The sequence below is a fragment of the Pseudoclavibacter sp. RFBG4 genome (assembly GCF_002931515.1).
In the GTDB taxonomy this organism is placed as follows: Bacteria; Actinomycetota; Actinomycetes; order Actinomycetales; family Microbacteriaceae; genus Pseudoclavibacter.
In genome coordinates this window covers 55,973-73,435 of sequence record NZ_PSYC01000022.1, presented here as the reverse complement: position 1 = coordinate 73,435, position 17,463 = coordinate 55,973, and the positions used below count along the sequence as shown (strand labels likewise).

General features: G+C 69.6%; 16 protein-coding genes and 1 riboswitch. Of the genes, 8 read left to right on the top strand and 8 right to left on the bottom strand.

What is annotated here, in order from left to right:
• Positions 1 to 51: 51 nt before the first annotated feature.
• Both C5E10_RS06675 and C5E10_RS06670 read right to left on the bottom strand, forming a co-directional pair.
• Positions 52 to 414, bottom strand: coding sequence for a hypothetical protein (locus C5E10_RS06675; protein WP_104330969.1), 363 nt, complete (start codon positions 412 to 414; stop codon positions 52 to 54).
• A 67-nt stretch (positions 415 to 481) separates the two neighbouring features.
• On the bottom strand, positions 482 to 1,249 hold the full coding sequence (locus C5E10_RS06670) for a class I SAM-dependent methyltransferase (protein ID WP_258071023.1): 768 nt from the start codon (positions 1,247 to 1,249) through the stop codon (positions 482 to 484).
• Positions 1,250 to 1,321: 72 nt separating this feature from the next.
• Between C5E10_RS06670 and C5E10_RS06665 the strand changes: the two genes are divergently transcribed.
• Genes C5E10_RS06665 through C5E10_RS06655 form a run of 3 tightly spaced genes read left to right on the top strand, consistent with a single transcriptional unit; the run spans position 1,322 to position 2,803 of the window.
• Positions 1,322 to 1,762, top strand: coding sequence for a cytidine deaminase (locus C5E10_RS06665; protein WP_104330968.1), 441 nt, complete (start codon positions 1,322 to 1,324; stop codon positions 1,760 to 1,762).
• Between the two features lie 44 nt (positions 1,763 to 1,806).
• Positions 1,807 to 2,154, top strand: coding sequence for a metallopeptidase family protein (locus C5E10_RS06660; protein WP_104330967.1), 348 nt, complete (start codon positions 1,807 to 1,809; stop codon positions 2,152 to 2,154).
• A 37-nt stretch (positions 2,155 to 2,191) separates the two neighbouring features.
• Positions 2,192 to 2,803: a hypothetical protein gene (locus C5E10_RS06655; RefSeq protein WP_104330966.1), complete on the top strand. Its 612-nt coding sequence runs from the start codon at positions 2,192 to 2,194 to the stop codon at positions 2,801 to 2,803.
• A gap of 28 nt (positions 2,804 to 2,831) precedes the next feature.
• Here C5E10_RS06655 and C5E10_RS06650 read toward each other — a convergent pair whose 3' ends face one another.
• From C5E10_RS06650 to C5E10_RS06630, 5 genes are all read right to left on the bottom strand, one after another.
• Positions 2,832 to 3,404, bottom strand: a complete 573-nt coding sequence (locus tag C5E10_RS06650; protein ID WP_104330965.1) for a cobalt ABC transporter — start codon at positions 3,402 to 3,404, stop codon at positions 2,832 to 2,834.
• Positions 3,401 to 4,276 carry an energy-coupling factor transporter transmembrane protein EcfT gene (locus C5E10_RS06645; RefSeq protein ID WP_104330964.1) on the bottom strand — a complete coding sequence of 292 codons (876 nt, stop codon included), beginning with the start codon at positions 4,274 to 4,276 and terminating at the stop codon, positions 3,401 to 3,403. Before C5E10_RS06645 ends, C5E10_RS06650 begins: the two co-directional genes overlap by 4 nt.
• Positions 4,273 to 5,799 carry an ABC transporter ATP-binding protein gene (locus tag C5E10_RS06640; protein ID WP_104330963.1) on the bottom strand — a complete coding sequence of 509 codons (1,527 nt, stop codon included), beginning with the start codon at positions 5,797 to 5,799 and terminating at the stop codon, positions 4,273 to 4,275. Before C5E10_RS06640 ends, C5E10_RS06645 begins: the two co-directional genes overlap by 4 nt.
• Before the next feature lie 5 nt (positions 5,800 to 5,804).
• A complete protein-coding gene (locus C5E10_RS06635) occupies positions 5,805 to 6,458 on the bottom strand; it encodes an ECF transporter S component (RefSeq protein WP_104330962.1) in 654 nt (217 codons plus the stop codon).
• A gap of 51 nt (positions 6,459 to 6,509) precedes the next feature.
• Positions 6,510 to 6,619, bottom strand: a riboswitch (TPP riboswitch).
• A 24-nt stretch (positions 6,620 to 6,643) separates the two neighbouring features.
• Positions 6,644 to 6,976 carry a hypothetical protein gene (locus tag C5E10_RS06630; protein ID WP_104331015.1) on the bottom strand — a complete coding sequence of 111 codons (333 nt, stop codon included), beginning with the start codon at positions 6,974 to 6,976 and terminating at the stop codon, positions 6,644 to 6,646.
• A gap of 139 nt (positions 6,977 to 7,115) precedes the next feature.
• On the opposite strand from C5E10_RS06630, the gene glgX reads away from it, so the two are divergent.
• From glgX to C5E10_RS06610, 4 genes are all read left to right on the top strand, one after another.
• On the top strand, positions 7,116 to 9,311 hold the full coding sequence (gene glgX, locus C5E10_RS06625; protein ID WP_104330961.1) for a glycogen debranching protein GlgX: 2,196 nt from the start codon (positions 7,116 to 7,118) through the stop codon (positions 9,309 to 9,311).
• Between the two features lie 43 nt (positions 9,312 to 9,354).
• On the top strand, positions 9,355 to 11,682 hold the full coding sequence (treY, locus tag C5E10_RS06620; RefSeq protein ID WP_308471707.1) for a malto-oligosyltrehalose synthase: 2,328 nt from the start codon (positions 9,355 to 9,357) through the stop codon (positions 11,680 to 11,682).
• A gap of 49 nt (positions 11,683 to 11,731) precedes the next feature.
• Entirely contained in the window at positions 11,732 to 13,522 is a 1,791-nt protein-coding gene (gene treZ / locus C5E10_RS06615) for a malto-oligosyltrehalose trehalohydrolase (RefSeq protein WP_104330960.1), read from the top strand.
• A 462-nt stretch (positions 13,523 to 13,984) separates the two neighbouring features.
• Complete coding sequence (locus tag C5E10_RS06610) at positions 13,985 to 14,293, top strand: DUF2277 domain-containing protein (RefSeq protein WP_104330959.1); 309 nt, start codon at positions 13,985 to 13,987, stop codon at positions 14,291 to 14,293.
• A gap of 28 nt (positions 14,294 to 14,321) precedes the next feature.
• Here C5E10_RS06610 and C5E10_RS06605 read toward each other — a convergent pair whose 3' ends face one another.
• Positions 14,322 to 15,617: a DNA polymerase IV gene (locus C5E10_RS06605; protein ID WP_104330958.1), complete on the bottom strand. Its 1,296-nt coding sequence runs from the start codon at positions 15,615 to 15,617 to the stop codon at positions 14,322 to 14,324.
• Between the two features lie 62 nt (positions 15,618 to 15,679).
• On the opposite strand from C5E10_RS06605, the gene C5E10_RS06600 reads away from it, so the two are divergent.
• Positions 15,680 to 17,458, top strand: coding sequence for a long-chain-fatty-acid--CoA ligase (locus C5E10_RS06600; RefSeq protein WP_104330957.1), 1,779 nt, complete (start codon positions 15,680 to 15,682; stop codon positions 17,456 to 17,458).
• Positions 17,459 to 17,463: the final 5 nt, after the last annotated feature.

Below are 17,463 nucleotides of genomic sequence, written 5' to 3'. Positions count from 1 at the left end.
GCATCCTAGGACGTGGATGCAGAAGAGGTCGCCTCGCTCCCCCGTGAGGTGTCAGCGCTGCGGAGCGCCCGCGGGAGCCGCAACCAGGTCGCGCCGCCGCTTGGGCGCGATGAACTCGAGCAGGGAGAAGGCCGCGAGCGCGACGAGGGCACCGGCGCCGGATGCCCCCAGCGCGACGAGGAGGAAGCTCGACTCCACTGAGAGGACGACGGAGGCAGACAGGCTCACGATGCTCAGAGCGACGAGGAGCAGGAGGATGGCGGCGGCCAGCACTCCCCAGCGCGTGCGGTTGAGCAGGCGCGGCCGCACCGATCGGACGATGCGCAGCACGATTCCGACGCCGAGGACCATGCCCCAGAAGGCGAACTGCGCGACCGTCTCATGGGTCAGGGTCTCCCCGAAGACGTCGATCATGGCCCCATTCTCGCGGGCCGGGTCGCACCACGCCAGCGAGCGCGGACGCGCCGGCGCGTCGAGCAGCTCAGTCGCGCACTGCGGCCAGCCGGAACCGCCGCTGCGTGACGACGATGGGCCGCGCTGCGTCGAGGCGACGCAGCGTGCTGATGTTGGCGTCGACCTCGAAGCCTGGGACATCCCACGGCACCAGGGCCATGTACTCGACCAGCGCACGTGCATCCGCGAACGTCATCCGCCCGGTCCACTCGTCGGCGAGCTCGATGCGGAGCCCGGCGGCTGCCACCTCGCTGCTCGCGTTCGCCAGCGTCACGTCGTCGTGCAGCGGGTCGCCGCCGAACCACTCCCGGAGCTCGTGCGCTTCCCGTCCGTCGACCTGCTGGGTCAGGAACCGCCCGCCCGGCGCGAGCACACGGGCGACTTCCCCGGCGTCGAAGGACTCGTGGCGGCACACGACGAGGTCCAGCGACGCGTCTTCGAACGGCAGGGAGTCACCCGCCTCGGAGTCGTAGCGGTGCACGCCCACACCGAACGGCGCCAGGTTCCGCCTCGCGATCTCGATATTCGGCTCCCATCCCTCGGTTGCCGCGATGGCCAGGGACTCGGCGGCGGCACCGAGGTCGCCGATGAGTTCGATGAGTCGCTCGCCGCCTCCCGTGCCGAGGTCGGCGATGCGGGTCGCAGACGCCATCGCGGCACGACACTCGGCGGTGAAGTCCCAGCGGGGTTCGTCGGCGGTCATGCGCCCGTCCAGGGCGGAGAAGTCCCAGCCGACCATGGCGGCGGCGTGCGCAGCTCGCCACTCCTGCGGGCGGGCGAATTCGGCATCGGTCACAGGGGCACCCTAGCGAGGAGCGCGCGTATCGAGCCAGGAGACCCTCACGACGACACCTCGTAGGCTCGCGTCATGACCGCTTTCGAACTCGCATCCGCCCGGCCCGTCTCGGAAGGCGAGATCGAGCTCGTCGAAGCCGCCCGGTCGACGATCGATGCGACGACGGATGCTGGGCCGGATGAGGACGGCATCCACACGGTAGGGGCTGCCGTGCGCGCGGTGGACGGCCGGGTGCACGTCGGCGTGAACCTGCACCATTTCACGGGCGGACCCTGCGCCGAGCTGGTGGCGCTCGGCTCGGCCCGCGCCGCTGGTGCCCTCGAGCTGACGCACATCGTCGCCGTCGCGAACCACGGCCGCGGGGTGATGAGCCCCTGCGGGCGTGACCGCCAGGTGCTCGCCGACCACTACCCCGACATTCGGGTGATCCTTCCCGGGCCTGACGGCCTGATCAGCGTGGTCGCACGCGAGCTCCTCCCCCTCGCCTACGACCACGCCTCGGCGCAGGTCTAGCCGCCGCCGGTCCCCGTCCAGCCGCCCTGCGACACAATGAGCGGATGGAGATGTCGCGGGAGAACTTCGAGGTCCTGGTCGTCGACGAGCTCGATGAGCTGCCGGACGAGATGGTCGACGGCCTCGACAACGTGATCTTCGTCGTCGAGGACCGGCCAGAGGACGGTTCGCTCGACCTGCTCGGTGTCTACGAGGGATTCGCGCTCACGGATCGCGGCCAGTACGGCTTCGGCGAGCTCCCCGACCGCATCGTGCTGTTCCGCGAACCGCTCCTGTCGATCTGCGACGACGAGGAGACGCTCCGCGACGAGGTGCATACGACGCTCGTGCACGAGATCGCGCACTTCTACGGCATCGACGACGCGCAGCTCCACGAGCTCGGCTGGGCGTAGAGCCTCCCGACTCGCGCGACCCCGATACGCTTCCCGGATGCAGCAGACGCCACCAGCCCGCGGTCCCCTCAGGCCAGGACGCCTCCTCTGGGGGATCGTCCTCGTCCTGGCGGCACCAGCCTTCGCGCTCTGGATGGCAGTGACCGGTCTGCTCTCGGCCCTTGCTGCCGCGAGCATCACGGTCGACGCCGTCGGGCCCATCCCACCGCTCGTCGAGGCTGGGCAGGCGCTCCTGTCGGCGTTCGCGTTCTGGGCCATGTTCGTCTCGGCAGGTGCCGGCCTCGTCGTGTTGATCCTGCTCGGGGTGCGGAGCATCCAGGCCGCTCGTCGCACACCGGGCGCGGCCGGTCCGACGTTCGGCTCCGTGCTCTGGGGGTGGGCATTCGCGATCCCCCTCGCGACGGGAGTCGGCGCGCTCGCCGGTCTCCTGCTGCGGCCGGTCGCCGACAGCATCGGCACCGGTCTCTCCCTCGACGCTGGTCCCGGCACCAGCATCGACTACGACGACGCCGTCTACGGCCTCATCGTCGGTGGCACCTGGCTGCTCGCGGCGCTGGTGGGGCTGGTCTTCGCCGTGATCTTCACCGTGCGCTACGTGCGTGCTCGCCCCCGGCAGAGCTCAGACCAGACGGGCGCCGGCCCGCGCTGACAGCGCCTCGCGACGCCGCGAAACCCCGTCACGCAGCGGGCGCGGCCTCGATGATGACGTCGGCGAGCAGGAACGGCGCATTGCGTCGCCAGTGCTCGCGCTCTTGAGCCGCCCACATCTCCCAGAACTCCTCGAAGACGCCGACGTCTGCGGGACGCGAGAGCGCCCGCGGCTTCCGGTGGGCCTCGTCGAGCTCTATCCACACGCTCGTCGTCGCGAGGGGCGCGCTCTCGTGCGACAGCGAACCGCAGCCCTCGACGATGAGCGGCGCGGAGCCGTCGAGCTCGCGCCACGGACCGGGCGCATCCGCCGCCCAATCCCAGCTCTCATAGCCGGGGCGGTGCGGAGGCCCCGTCCGCTCGGGACGGAGCATGTCGCGGTGCACCGCCTGCGAGGCGGCAGCGAGGCCACCCCAGCCCGGGTAGGCGTCGTCGAGGGACACCAGTTGCGCGCTCTCGAAGCCGCGCGCCCGGAACTCCGCCAGCAGCTCCCCCGCGAGCGTCGTCTTGCCCGAGCCCGACCCGCCGTCGATGAGCACGACCGGGCGCGAGCCGCCGGCATCCGCCAGCACGCGGTCCAGCAGCACCGCGACCCCGCTCACGCGCTGCCCACGAGCCGGTACGACCCCGCCGCGACAGCCACACCGATGGCCGCGCCGGCGATGACGACTGCCGCAAGCACGAGAACGAGGTCCCGCCAGCCGAGACGTGAGGGGCGAGCCCACGTGCGCGTGACGTCTTCGGCGCCGAAGCCGCGAGCCTCCATGACGGTCGCGAGTGTCCCAGCCCGTCGCAGCGCGAGAGCGAGCAGCGCGAACGCCATCGTCATGAACCGTCGGATGGCACCCGAGTCGCCGAGACCGCGAGCGCGGCGCGCCTGGCTCATCGCCGTCCAGTCGTCGCGGAACACGGCGAAGAGGCGGATGCCCGCGAGCGCCGACACCACGAACCTCGCCGGGAGGTGCGCAACCTGCGCCAGTCCGTCGGCGAGGCGCGTCGGGTCGATGCTGCTCAACGCGACGAGCGTCGGCACGCCGATCGCGAGCACGCGCACGCCGACGGCGATCGCGAGCTGGATGGAGTTGTCGGTGATGTTCGCGTAGAGGAACTGCCCGTAGCTCGCCCCGCCGGGCTTGGCGTACAGCAGCATGCTCGTGGCGGAGACGGGGGCGGCGATGAGGAGGATCCAGCTCGATCGCAGGACCTCCATGGGGCGCACGCCGGCGACGCCGAAGGCGAGGAGCGAGAGCGTCAGCGCGACGGCCGCCGAGACGACATCGAGCGTCGTCAGCAGGGGAATCGAGTACAGCACCGCCGCCAGGAACGGCGTGACCGGGTTCACGCGGTCGAGGAACCGTCCGCCGACGGGGAGCACCTCAAGCGGCACGCCGTCGGCGTCGACCTGGGGCGATGTGGCCGACCACCATGCCGGGCGGGAACCCGCCGAGGCGACGCCCGCGCCGCTGCCGCTCATGCTGGCACCTTCTCGTTCTTGCGGTCGTGGGCTTCGATGCGGATGCGCTGGTCGCCGAGCACGCGCACGAGCTGCTCGTCGTGGGTCACGGAGACCAGCGAGTGCCCCTCGGAGACGAGGCGCGACATGATCGTGACGAGCTCCGTCCACGTCCTGCGGTCCTGCCCGAAGGTCGGCTCGTCGAAGATGAGCACCCGAGGGGCCGTCGCGAGCACCGTCGCGACGGACAGCCGACGCTGCTCACCGCCGGAGAGCGTGAAGGGGTGCGCCTCCGCGAGGTGCGAGAGGCGCAGCGCCGCGAGCAGCTCGTCGACGCGTTCGCTCGTCTCGCGTCTGCCGCGCCCCACCGCATCCGGTCCCACCTCGAGCTCGCGCCGCACCGTGCCCGCGACGAACTGGTGCTCGGGCTGCTGGAAGACCGTGCCGATCCTCGTCAGCAGCTGACGGGATCGCCAGGCAGACGGATGCGGGCCGACCGGGCCCGCCGCGCGGAACCTGCCGAGCGCCCAGCCACTCCGTCGACGGTCGGCGTCTTCGCCAGCTTCCCGCAGGGCGCTGCTCGCACGCACGTCGCCCGCGACCGGCTTGAGCAGGCCAGCGAGCGTCAGCGCCAGCGTCGTCTTGCCCGCGCCGTTGGGCCCGAGCACCACCGTCGACTCCCCCGCCCGCAGCGTTGCCCCGAACTGCGTGTGCAGCGGATGGTCGGCACGCCCGAACCCGAGGCCGTCGGCGACGAGCAGATCCTCCCCCGGGGCGCGCTCGCCCCGCGGAACCGAGGGTTCGTGGCCGCCTATCCACACACCCGCCGCGAGGAGCGACTCCCGCTGCTCCTCCAGGATCACGTCGGGGTCACCGTCGGCGAGCAGGTGCTGCTCAGTGCCGAGTACGACGACCCGGTCGACGCTCGAACGCCACACATCCACCCGATGCTCGATGACGATGAGCGTCGCACCGGTGACCTCGGCGGCACGCACAACCGCCTCGCGAACCTCCTCGACACCGGCCGGGTCGAGGTTCGCGGTCGGCTCGTCGAGCAGGATGAGGTTCGGCCGCATCGCGAGCACGCCCGCGATCGCGAGGCGCTGGCGCTCACCACCGGACAGCTGCGCGGTGGAGCGGTCGAGGGGCATCCGCAGCCCGACGGCGTCGAGCGCCTCGCGCACCCGAACCCAGGTCTCGGCGCGCGGCACACCGAGGTTCTCGCAGCCGAACGCGACGTCGTCGCCGATTCGGGCGAGCACCGTGTTCGCCTGCGGATCCTGCAGGACCAGCCCCACCGCGCCGCGCGCATCCGTCGGATGCCTGCCGTCGACCAGCAGCGAGCCGAGCTCCTGACCTTCGTCCTCGTGGTCGCCGAGCACCCCGGCAAGAGCCGCCAGGAGCGTCGACTTGCCCGCCCCCGACGGCCCGAGCAGCAGCACGGCCTCTCCGGGCTCGATCGTCAGGTCGAGCTGGCTGACCGCCAGCTTCGCCCGGTCGGCGTGGCGCCAGCCCCACCCCCTCGCCTCGACTCTCGCGCCCACGAACGCTAGCCGATTCGCTTCGCGCTTCTGCCCGCCGCGAAGCGGTTCAGCGCGCCGGTCGCGGCGAGCGCTCGCGTGAGCAGCCAGCCGACGACTCCGGCCAGCACCGCACCGGAGACCACGACGGCGACGAGGTAGATCGTCAGGAATTCAGGGCCCTTCTCGATGTTCGCGCTGAGGAACAGCTCGAGCACCCACGCGGCGACGGCGGCACCCGCGCCTGCGAGCATCGCGACGCTCAGACCGAAGCGCTTGTAGAGGAAGAGCGCGAAGACGAGCTCGGCACCGAGGCCCTGCGCGATACCCGAGTACACGGTCTCGATCGACCACTGACTGCCGAGCAGCATGGAGACGCACGCCGCGAGCACCTCGACGAAGAGCGCAGCCCCCGGCTTGCGGATGATGAGCCCGCCCAGCACGCCGCCGAGCAGCCAGATGCCGACCGCGATGCCGCCGAAGCCCGGCGTCAACGCGTCCATCGTCGTGAACCACAGGTAGCCGACGCTGTTCCAGAAGATGAAGATGAGGCCCGTCGCGACACCGAGAACGGCGGCCGTGACGATGTCGATGACCCGCCAGCGGAAGCGGCTCTTCGGCGCCTTCGCCTGAGCCGGAACCTGCGCTGCCGCAGTCGGAGATGGAGTCGAGGAAGTTGTCATGCTGTGTGCCCTTTCGAGTGAAAGTGCACGGGCGCAGAGCCGTGGGCGACCCTGCTCGGAGATGTGCCTCCCTGCGCTGGCATTACCCAGATCAGGTTTGACGGTCGAAGGCTTGAGCCTTCCTCTCAGCCCGGACTACCGGACTCCCGTGAACACCCCAAGTATAGGCCGTACCGCCGCCAGAGCTACTTCTTGAGCGCCTTGATGAGGCGTGGGAGGGCGTGCCCGACCGTCCACACCAGCGGAATCGACACGACGAGCAGCGTGATGATGTTCGGACGGAAGCTCGTGCCGAACTCGTCATCGACGTACGCGCCGACCGGCACGGCCATGCCGCCGCCACCGCCGCCCGACGAGTTCTCCTGACCCTCCTCAGCGCTCTCACCACCGCCGTAGCCGTACGAGACGAGAGCGACCGGAAGGATCGTGGACTTGCCGAGTTCCACCTTCTCGCCGTAGGCGAGTGTGACGCCGAGCTTCTTGACCGAGTCCGTGAGGTTCTGTGTGAGGTTCGTCATGCGGCCAGCGTAGGTCGTCGACATGCCTGCCAACCAGGAGAAGTCCTGTGTGCTCGCGGGCGAGAGCGCTCCCACCCTTTGGTAGCTTTAGTGCCTGCATCCACACGCGATGTTCTTCGATGAAGCAATAGGAGCGTGCATGAAAACGTGGCCCGGAAATGCCTACCCCCTCGGAGCGACGTTCGATGGAAGTGGCACCAACTTCGCGATCTTCAGCGAGGCCGCCCACAAGGTCGAGCTGTGCCTCTTCGATGACGACGGCAACGAGGAGCGGGTGAGGCTCTACGAGCAGGACGCGCACGTCTGGCATGCCTACCTCCCTCACGTGCAGCCCGGCCAGCAGTACGGCTACCGGATGCACGGCGACTACGACCCGATCAACGGAAGCCGCTGCAACCCGGCGAAGCTCCTCCTCGACCCGTACGCGAAGGCGACGACGGGCGACATCGACTGGGACCAGTCGCTCTTCAGCTACAACTTCGGCGACCCCGACTCGTTCAACGACCTCGACTCAGCGCCCCACATGATGAAGGGCGTTGTCATCAACCCCTACTTCGACTGGGCTGGCGACCGGAAGCCCGGCATCCCCTACAACGAGTCCCTCATCTACGAGGCGCACGTCAAGGGGCTCACCGAGCTGCACCCGGATGTGCCAGAGGAGATCCGCGGCACGTACGCCGGCATCGCGCACCCCGCGATCGTCGAGCACCTCAAGCGCCTCGGCGTCACCGCCATCGAGCTCATGCCCGTGCACCAGTTCGTGCAGGACAGCACCCTCATCGAGAAGGGCCTCCGCAACTACTGGGGGTACAACACCATCTCGTTCCTCGCCCCGCACGCCGACTACGCCTCCCAGGGCACGGCAGGCCAGCAGGTGCAGGAGTTCAAGTCGATGGTGCGCACACTGCACGCCAACAACATCGAGGTCATCCTCGACGTCGTCTACAACCACACGGCAGAAGGCAACCACCTCGGCCCGACCCTCAGCTTCCGCGGCATCGACAACGCCGCCTACTACCGGCTCGAGGAAGACGACAAGCGGTACTACACCGACTACACGGGCACGGGCAACTCGCTCAACATGCGCCACCCGCACTCGCTGCAGCTCATCATGGACTCGCTGCGCTACTGGGTCACCGAGATGCACGTCGACGGCTTCCGCTTCGACCTCGCCTCCACCCTCGCCCGCGAGCTCCACGACGTCGACAAGCTGTCCACCTTCTTCGACCTCGTGCAGCAGGACCCGGTGGTCTCGCAGGTGAAGCTCATCGCAGAGCCGTGGGACGTCGGGCCCGGCGGCTACCAGGTCGGCAACTTCCCACCGCAGTGGACGGAGTGGAACGGCAAGTACCGCGACACCGTGCGCGACTTCTGGCGAGGCGAGCCGTCGACGCTCGGCGAGTTCGCGAGCCGCATCACCGGATCCGCCGACCTCTACGAGCACTCCGGACGCCGCCCCTTCGCCTCCATCAACTTCGTCACGGCCCACGACGGCTTCACGCTGAGAGACCTCGTCTCCTACAACGAGAAGCACAACGACGCCAACGGCGAGAACGGGAACGACGGCGAGAGCCACAACCGCTCCTACAACCTCGGCGTCGAAGGCCCCACCGACGACCCCGAGATCAACGCCATGCGCGCCCGGCAGCAGCGCAACATCATCGCGACGATGCTGCTCAGCCAGGGAGTGCCCATGCTCCTCCACGGCGACGAGCTGGGGCGCACCCAGAACGGCAACAACAACACGTACGCGCAGGACAGCGAGATCAGCTGGGTGCACTGGGAGAACGCCGACGAGCCACTCGTCGAGTTCACGCGTGCCGTCGCGCAGCTGCGCGCCGACCACCCGACGTTCCGCCGACGCCGCTTCTTCAACGGCCGCGTCGAGGAGCGCGCCGAAGGATCCGCGCTGCCCGACATCGTGTGGCTCTCGACCGACGGCACGCAGATGGCATCCGAAGACTGGAACGCCGAGTTCGTGAAGTCGATGGGCATGTTCCTCAACGGCAACGCCATCGCCGGGCGCGACGAGCGGGGCGAGGAGATCACCGATGTGAGCTTCATGGTCTACTTCAACGCCAGCGAGACAGTCGTCGAGGCGACCATCCCGAGCGTCGAGATCACCTCCCACTGGGACATCGTCATCGACACCTCCGGCATGCACACCGACCTCGAGGCCGTCGAGCCGGGAGCAACCATCCCGCTCGAGCCGCGCTCGCTCGTCGTGCTGCGCGAAGCGGAGCTCAACGAGAAGCCAGACCACTCGGTCGCCGCCTCCGTCGCCGCGATGACCACCCCCATCCCCATCATCACGCGGCCGCCCCTCGGCAGCTGACCCCGCCAGAGCCATCTCAGAAGCACCTCGCGCCACGGAGACCATGATGCGCATCCCATCCAGCACGTACCGATTCCAACTGACGTCGGAGTTCGACCTCGACGCCGCGACCGAGCAGCTGCCCTACCTGGAGCGGCTCGGCGTGGGATGGGTGTACCTCTCGCCCATCCTCCAGGCGACCCCAGGCAGCACGCACGGCTACGACGTCGTCGACCCCTCGAAGGTCGACGACGAACGTGGCGGGCGCGAGGGGCTCGAGCGGTTCTCCGCGAAGGCCCGCGAGCTGGGCCTCGGCGTGCTCGTCGACATCGTCCCGAACCACATGGGAGTCGGCACACCGCGCGACAACCCGTGGTGGTGGGATGTGCTCGCGCACGGCCAGCAGGCCGCGCACGCCGAGTCCTTCGACATCGACTGGGAGGCGGGCGGCGGCAAGCTCCTCATCCCCACGGTGGGCGACGACGACATGCCCAGGGAGCGGGGCGACGCGATCGGCAACGTGACCGTCGACACCGAGGCCGGCGTGCTGCGCTATCACTCCACCGAGTACCCGCTCGCGGAAGGCTCGGCCCCCGAAGGCGCATCGGTGCGGGAAGTGCTCGACAACCAGCACTACCAGCTCATCCACTGGCGCCAAGGCGACAGCCGCCTCAACTACCGCCGCTTCTTCACCATCACCTCGCTCGCGGGCATCCGCGTCGAAGACGAGCAGGTGTTCGAGGAAGCTCACGCGGAGATCCTCGACTGGATGCGTCACCGCCTCGTCGACGGGCTCCGGATCGACCACCCGGACGGACTCCGCGACCCGGGCGGGTACCTGCGCCACCTCGCCGACCGAACGCGCGGAGCGTATGTGCTCGTCGAGAAGATCCTCGAGGGCGACGAGGCGCTGCCCGCCGACTGGCGCACGGCAGGGACGACCGGCTACGACGCGCTCGGCCAGATCGACCGGGTGCTCGTCGACGCCGACGCCGAGGAGCCGCTCGACGAGCTCGCGGCGGGAGCAGACGGCGACCCCGTCGACTGGGAGCAGCTCATCCACGAGGCGAAGCGCGCCGTGGCCGACGTGTCACTGAACGCCGAGATCCGCCGCATCGCGAGAGAACTGCGCGCGACGGGTCTCGAAGACGACCTCATCGAGGACTCCGTCGCCGAGATCGCCGCCCACTTCAGCGTGTACCGCAGCTACCTTCCGACGGGCGCGAACCACCTCACCGATGCGGCCGAGGCCGCCACCGAGCAGCGACCGGATCTCGCGGCGTCGATCGCCCGCGTCCTGCCGTTCCTCGAGGCGCCAGAGGCCGAGGCCGCGCTGCGCCTGCAGCAGACCACCGGCATGATCATGGCGAAGGCCGTCGAAGACCGCTCGTTCTACCGCTACGCACGCCTCACCTCCCTCAACGAGGTCGGCGGCGACCCGAACGTCTTTTCCATCACCCCAGAGCGGTTCCACGAGCTCCAGACGGCACGCGCCCGCGACTGGCCAGACGCCATGACCACGCTGTCGACCCACGACACGAAGCGCGGCGAGGACACTCGCGCCCGCATCACCGCCCTCAGCGAGGTCCCCGAGTTCTGGGCGGAGAGCGTCGCCGAGCTCCAGAACGTGGCCCCCATCGACGACAACGCGTTCGCGCAGCTCACCTGGCAGGCGATCGTCGGCGCGTGGCCAGCATCCCGCGAGCGCCTCACCGACTACCTCGAGAAGGCCGCGCGCGAGGCCGACCTGCACACGAGCTGGACCAACCCGGATGAGACGTTCGAGGGGCAGCTGCACGCGGCCGTCGACGCCGTCTTCGACAACCCCGTCGCGTCGAACGTCGTCCAGAACGTCGTCGCCGAGACGCAGGAGGCGGGCTGGTCGAACTCGCTGACCGCGAAGATCGTGCAGCTCACGATGCCGGGCATCCCCGACGTCTACCAGGGCACGGAACTGTGGACGCGCACGCTGGTCGACCCCGACAACCGGCAGAGCGTCGACTACTCGTCGCGCACTGCGGCGCTCGACGCGATCCTGCACGGAGCGGTCCCCGCGATCGACGACTCCGGTGCCGCGAAGCTGCTCGTGACCGCGGCCTGCCTGCGCCTGCGCCGCAGCCGACCGGAGCTCTTCACCGAGTACGAGGGCATCACCGCCGACGGGCCGGCGGCAGAGCACGCACTCGCGTTCTCGCGGGGCGGTGCCATCACGATCGGCACGCGCCTCCCCATCGGCCTCGAGCAGGGCGGCGGATGGATCGGCACGACCATCCCCCTCCCCGAGGGCGAATGGATCGACCAGCTCACCGCCGCCGTCTTCACGGGTGGCAAGGATGTCCCGCTCGCCGCCCTCCTGCAGCAGTACCCCGTGGCGCTGCTCGCCAGGTCCTAGCCGACACCCGCAGCCACACCACCTCGCTTCCCACCAAGGAGTTTTTCCCGTGCGCGATTCCCGCTTCGACGTCTGGGCACCACATGCCGAGACGCTGACCCTGCACCTCGACGGCACCGAGCTGCCGATGCGGCGCACCGACGGCGACTGGTGGGTACCGGACACGGCGCTCGAGCTCGACGAGGACACCCACGACTACGGCTACCTCGTCGACGGCGACACGACCCCCATCCCGGACCCCCGCTCGCGGTGGCAGCCGGACGGCGTGCACGGCCTCTCGCGCACCTTCGACCCCGACCGGCACCCGTGGGTGGACGGCGACTGGACCGGCCGCCCGCTCGCGGGGTCCGTCATCATCGAGGTGCACATCGGCACCTTCACCCCCGAGGGCACGCTCGACTCGGCGATCGACCGCCTGGACCACCTGCAGGAGCTCGGGGTCGACTTCGTCGAGGTCATGCCCGTCAACGCGTTCAGCGGCACCCACGGCTGGGGCTACGACGGCGTCGACTGGTTCGCCGTCCATGAGGGCTACGGCGGACCGGCCGCCTACCAGCGCTTCGTCGAGGCCTGCCACGAGCGTGGCATCGGCGTCATCCAGGACGTCGTCTACAACCACCTCGGCCCCTCCGGCAACTACCTGGGCAAGTTCGGGCCCTACCTCTCCGATCACCACGCCACGGCGTGGGGCGACACCGTCAACCTCGACGGGGAGAACTCCGACGAGGTTCGCGCGTTCATCCGCGCCAACGTGGCCATGTGGCTGCGTGACTTCCACGTCGACGGGCTCCGGCTCGACGCCGTCCACGCCCTCATCGACGACCGAGCCGTGCACATCCTCGAGGAGCTGGCCCGGGACGTCGACGAGCTCGAAGCGCACGTCGGTCGCCCGCTGACCCTCATCGCCGAGTCCGACCTCAACAACCCACGCCTCATCACGTCGGACGAAGCGGGCGGCTACGGGCTCGACGCCCAGTGGTCGGACGACTTCCACCACGCCGTGCACGTCAACCTGACCGGGGAGACCAGCGGCTACTACGCCGACTTCGAGGGTCTCGATGCCCTCGCGAAGGTGCTCGAGAAGGGGTTCTTCCACGACGGCACGCTGTCGACCTTCCGAGGTCGCCATCACGGTCGCCCCATGCCGGCTCACACGCGCGCCTGGCGGCTCGTCGTCTCGTCGCAGAATCACGACCAGATCGGGAACCGGGCCATCGGCGACCGCCTGACGGCGACGCTCTCCCCCGGCCAGCTGGCCATCGCGGCCACGCTCGAGCTGACCTCGCCCTTCACCCCCATGCTCTTCATGGGCGAGGAGTGGGGCGCCACGACCCCCTTCCAGTTCTTCTCCTCCCACCCGGAGCCGGAGCTGGCAAAGGCGACCACCGAGGGCCGCATCGGCGAGTTCGCGCGCATGGGCTGGGACGCCGCCGTCGTTCCGAACCCGCAGGACGTCGCGACGTTCGAGCGGTCGAAGCTCGACTGGAGCGAGCTCGAGAAGCCGGAGCACGCCCAGCTCCTCGAGACCTACCGCGAGCTCATCGCACTCCGCAGGCGGGAGGCGGACATCACGACGCCCTGGATCGATGCGAGCAGCGTCGAGGCGTCGCAGGAAGACGGCACGCTGGTCATCACGCGAGGCGGTCTCGTCATCGCCGTGAACTTCTCGGCAGACGAGCGGGAGCTGCGAGTCGACCGAGCCACCGAGGTGCTCTTCTCCACGGATGCACGGGCCACGCTCGGCCAGACCACCGGCACCGTCACGGGCGCACCGGTGGGCGCGTCCGCCGTCCCGCTCCGCCTTCCAGGTGAGAGCGCCGCCGTTCTTCGCGTCAGCTAGCTTCTGACCGGCTACCCGGAGGTGCCGGCGGGAACTCCGATAGCCCGCCCGGGGCGCCGCAGAGTCGGCGGCGGCCCGCGCTGACCAACATCAGTGCGGATTCGGACGCAGCCGACCAGAAACCGGCACAACCGCCGGAATTTGCACTGAAGTTGGACACGGTCACCGCGAACCGAGCCCGAAATCGGAGCGCGCGGCCGGGCGGGGCGGACCGGCGCACCGCCGAGACCGGGACCGGGACGCCGCTCCGCGAGCCCGGGGCGCCGCAGAGTCGGCGGCGGCCCGCGCTGACCAACATCAGTGCGGATTCGGACGCAGCCGACCAGAAACCGGCACAACCGCCGGAATTTGCACTGAAGTTGGACACGCGCACCGCGAACCGAGCCCGAACCGGGGCGGGGAAGACCGGAGCGGGGCGCTGTTCGCCTGGTGATCGCAGCGCCTCGGCGTACCCTGACGCGCATGTGCAGAAACATCACAGAGCTGCGCGGGCTCGAACCAGCCGCGAACGACAACGAGATCGAAGCCGCCGCCCGCCAGTACGTGCGCAAGGTCTCCGGCATCACGCACCGGACCGCGCGCACTCGCGAGGCCTTCGAGAAGGCGGTCCGCGAGATCGCGCACATCACCGAGCACCTCCTTGAAGACCTCCCGGAACGGCGCCAGCCGCCGAAGACCGTGCCCCCGTTGCGTCGCCCCGAGGTGCAGGCCCGCATCGCTGCACGAGAGGCGGGCGCCACCACGACAAGCGGCGCAAAGGCGGCGTCCTAGGCACGCACACCCGGCAGAGCCCGCTGTCTCAGTGCTGGTTCGGGGCCTCGTCCTGCTTGCGGTTCGCACGTTCGCTGATGCCGACCGTGCCGTCGCTGCGTTCCCCGCGGCCGAGCAGCGAGGCCGGTCGAAGCGCGAACTTCCCGAAGCGGGCGACCGCCTGGTCGACGGCGCGCTCCGCCGCCTCCCAGTCGTCGTCCTCCTCCGCCCCGAAGAGCGACAGCTGCCCCGAGCTCCCCGCCTCCACGAGCCGCTCAGCACGCACGCCGATGAGGCGCACCGGCCTGGGCGGCACGAGAGCCGCGCGCAGCATCTCCCGCGCGGCGAGGTAGAGCGAGTGGCCAACATCGCTGGGCTCGGCGAGCGTGTGCGAGCGCGTGATCGTCGAGAAATCGGACCAGCGCAGCTTGATGCCGACCTGGCGCGCCTGCAACCCCGCGCGACGCAGGCGCGTCGCCACCGCATCCGCCTGAGCCCGCACCTCGCGCTCCAGGAAGACGAAGTCGGTCACGTCCTCCAGGAACGTCTGCTCGTGGCTGATCGACTTCTCACGGCTCGCCTCCTCCACTCCCCGCTCGTCCCTCCCCCACGCGAGCGCGTGCAGCTTGCCCGCCCCAGCCTTGCCGACTGCCCGCTCCAGCACGGGCGCCGGCGTGTGCGCGAGATCGAAGACCGTGTGGATGCCGATTCCGCGCAGCTTCGCCTCGCTCTTCTCGCCCACACCCCAGAGCGCGCCGACCGGCAGATGGTGCAGGAACGGGATCGTCTCCTCGTGCGGGATCACGAGCATGCCGTCCGGTTTGCACTTGCCGGAGGCGAGCTTCGCCACGAACTTGGTGGATGCGGCGCCCACGGAGCAGGTCAGCCCCGTCTGCGCCTTGACCCGCGCGCGAAGGCTCGCCGCGATCTCACCCGGCGAGCCGAACAGCAGGCTCGCGCCGGACACGTCGAGGAAAGCCTCGTCGATCGAGAGCGGCTCGACGAGCGGCGTGAACTCGCGGAAGATCTCCATGACCTGCTGCGAGGCGTCACGGTACTTCCCCATGTTGCCCTGCAGCACCACCGCCTCCGGGCAGCGGGCGATCGCCTGATGCATCGGCATGGCGCTCCGTACGCCCCTGGCCCTCGCCTCGTAGCTGGCGCTCGACACCACGCCTCGCTCCCGGGTGCCGCCGACGATCACCGGCTTGCCGACAAGATCGGGCCGCTCGAGCAGCTCGACGGCCACGAAGAACGCGTCCATGTCGACATGGAGGATGCTCGCGGACGCGTCGCGGTCGGACGCCGCACCCGTCTGCCGCGCCCCCATGTCTTTCCTGGTCATGCATCCATTGTGCGTCGCCCCACCGACATCTGCTGGACGCTCTGCGCGAATAGACTCTGCGCATGCAGCTGAACGAGTCTCGCGCCTGGACCGCCTTCTACGCACCCGGAACCCCGAAGGACATCGAAGTCCCCACAGGATCACTCCCAGACATGCTGGCGGAGATCGCCGAGCGCTTCCCGGACAAGCCCGCGATCGAGTTCTTCGGCGCCCAGACGACCTTCTCGGAGCTGCAGGACCAGGTGCTGCGGTTCGCGCAGGGCCTCCGCCGCATCGGGGTGAAGCGAGGCGACAGGGTGGCGCTCATCATGCCGAACGCGCCGCAGCACGTCGTCGCCTTCTACGCGGTGCTGCGCCTCGGCGCCGTCGTCGTGGAGCACAACCCGCTGTACACGCGCGACGAGCTCCGGACTCAGTTCGAGGACCACGGCGCCGAGATCGTCATCGCCTGGGACAAGGCCGCTCCGACCGTGCAGTCCCTCCCCCACAGCCTCGGCATCCGCCACGTCATCGCCGTCGATGTGACGAAGGGCATGCCACTCAAGACGCAGCTGCTCCTGCGCCTGCCGATCGCCAAGGCACGCGCGTCGCGCGCCAAGCTCAGCGCCAAGGCTCCGGGGACGGTGCCGTTCGAGAAGCTCGCGAAGCAGCAGCTCCTCGACGCGAGCATCCCGACGCCCGGACCGGAGGATCTCGCGAGCCTGCAGTACACGAGCGGGACGACCGGCAACCCCAAGGGCGCCATGCTCACGCACCGCAACCTGTGGTCCAACGCCCGCCAAGGTGCGGCGTGGATGCCCGAGTTCACGGCAGGCAACGAGACCATCTACGGCGTCCTCCCCATGTTCCACGCCTTCGGCGTGCTGCTGTCGGTCATCTACTCCGTGAGCGTCGGCGCGAAGGCCGTGCTCTTCCCGACGTTCGACCCCGAGCTCGTCATCGAGGCGTCCAAGAAGTCGCCGGCGACGTTTATCCCGGCCGTCCCGCCCATGTACGACCGGCTCGCTCGCGTCGCGAAGGACGGCAAGCTCGACCTCTCCGGCGTCATCTACGCGATCTCCGGCGCGATGACGCTGAACGACGGCATCGTGCACCGGTGGGAGGCTGTCGCAGGCGGGCAGCTCGTCGAGGGCTACGGCCTCACGGAGACCTCCCCCGTCGCGCTCGGGAACCCCTTCACCGACAAGCGCAAGACCGGCACCATCGGCATCCCCTTCCCGTCCACGCACATCAAGGTCACCGAACCCAGCGACCCGAGCACGGAGGTGGCGCTCGGCGAGGTCGGCGAGCTGCTCATCCGGGGGCCGCAGACCTTCCAGGGGTACTGGAACCGCCCCGAGGAGACCGCTGAGGTGCTCATCGAGGGCGGCTGGGTGCGCTCCGGTGATCTGGTCGTGCAGGACGAAGATGGATTCGTGACGGTCGTCGACCGCAAGAAGGAGCTCATCATCACGGGCGGCTTCAACGTGTCGCCCTCCGAGGTCGAGCGGGTCGTCACCGAGATCCCTGGTATCGCCGAGGTTGCCGTCGTCGGAATCAAGCGCGGTGGGGGTGCTGAGGCGGTCACCGCGGTGGTGGTGCTCGACGCGGGGGCGACGTTCGACGAGGCGGCGGCCCGCGCATTCGTTCGCGAGCGACTCTCGGAGCACAAGGTCCCTCGCTCCTACGTCGTGTGGGAGGAGCTCCCGAAGTCGCTCATCGGGAAGGTGCTGCGCAAGAAGGTGCGGGATGCGCTCCAGCAGAACCGCAACGCGACAGCTGCGCCAGCCGATGACAGCGCTGCTCCGGATGCGGATGGCGGAGCTGCGGCCGAGTCAGCCTCCGACACGACCGCAGAGTAGCGGGT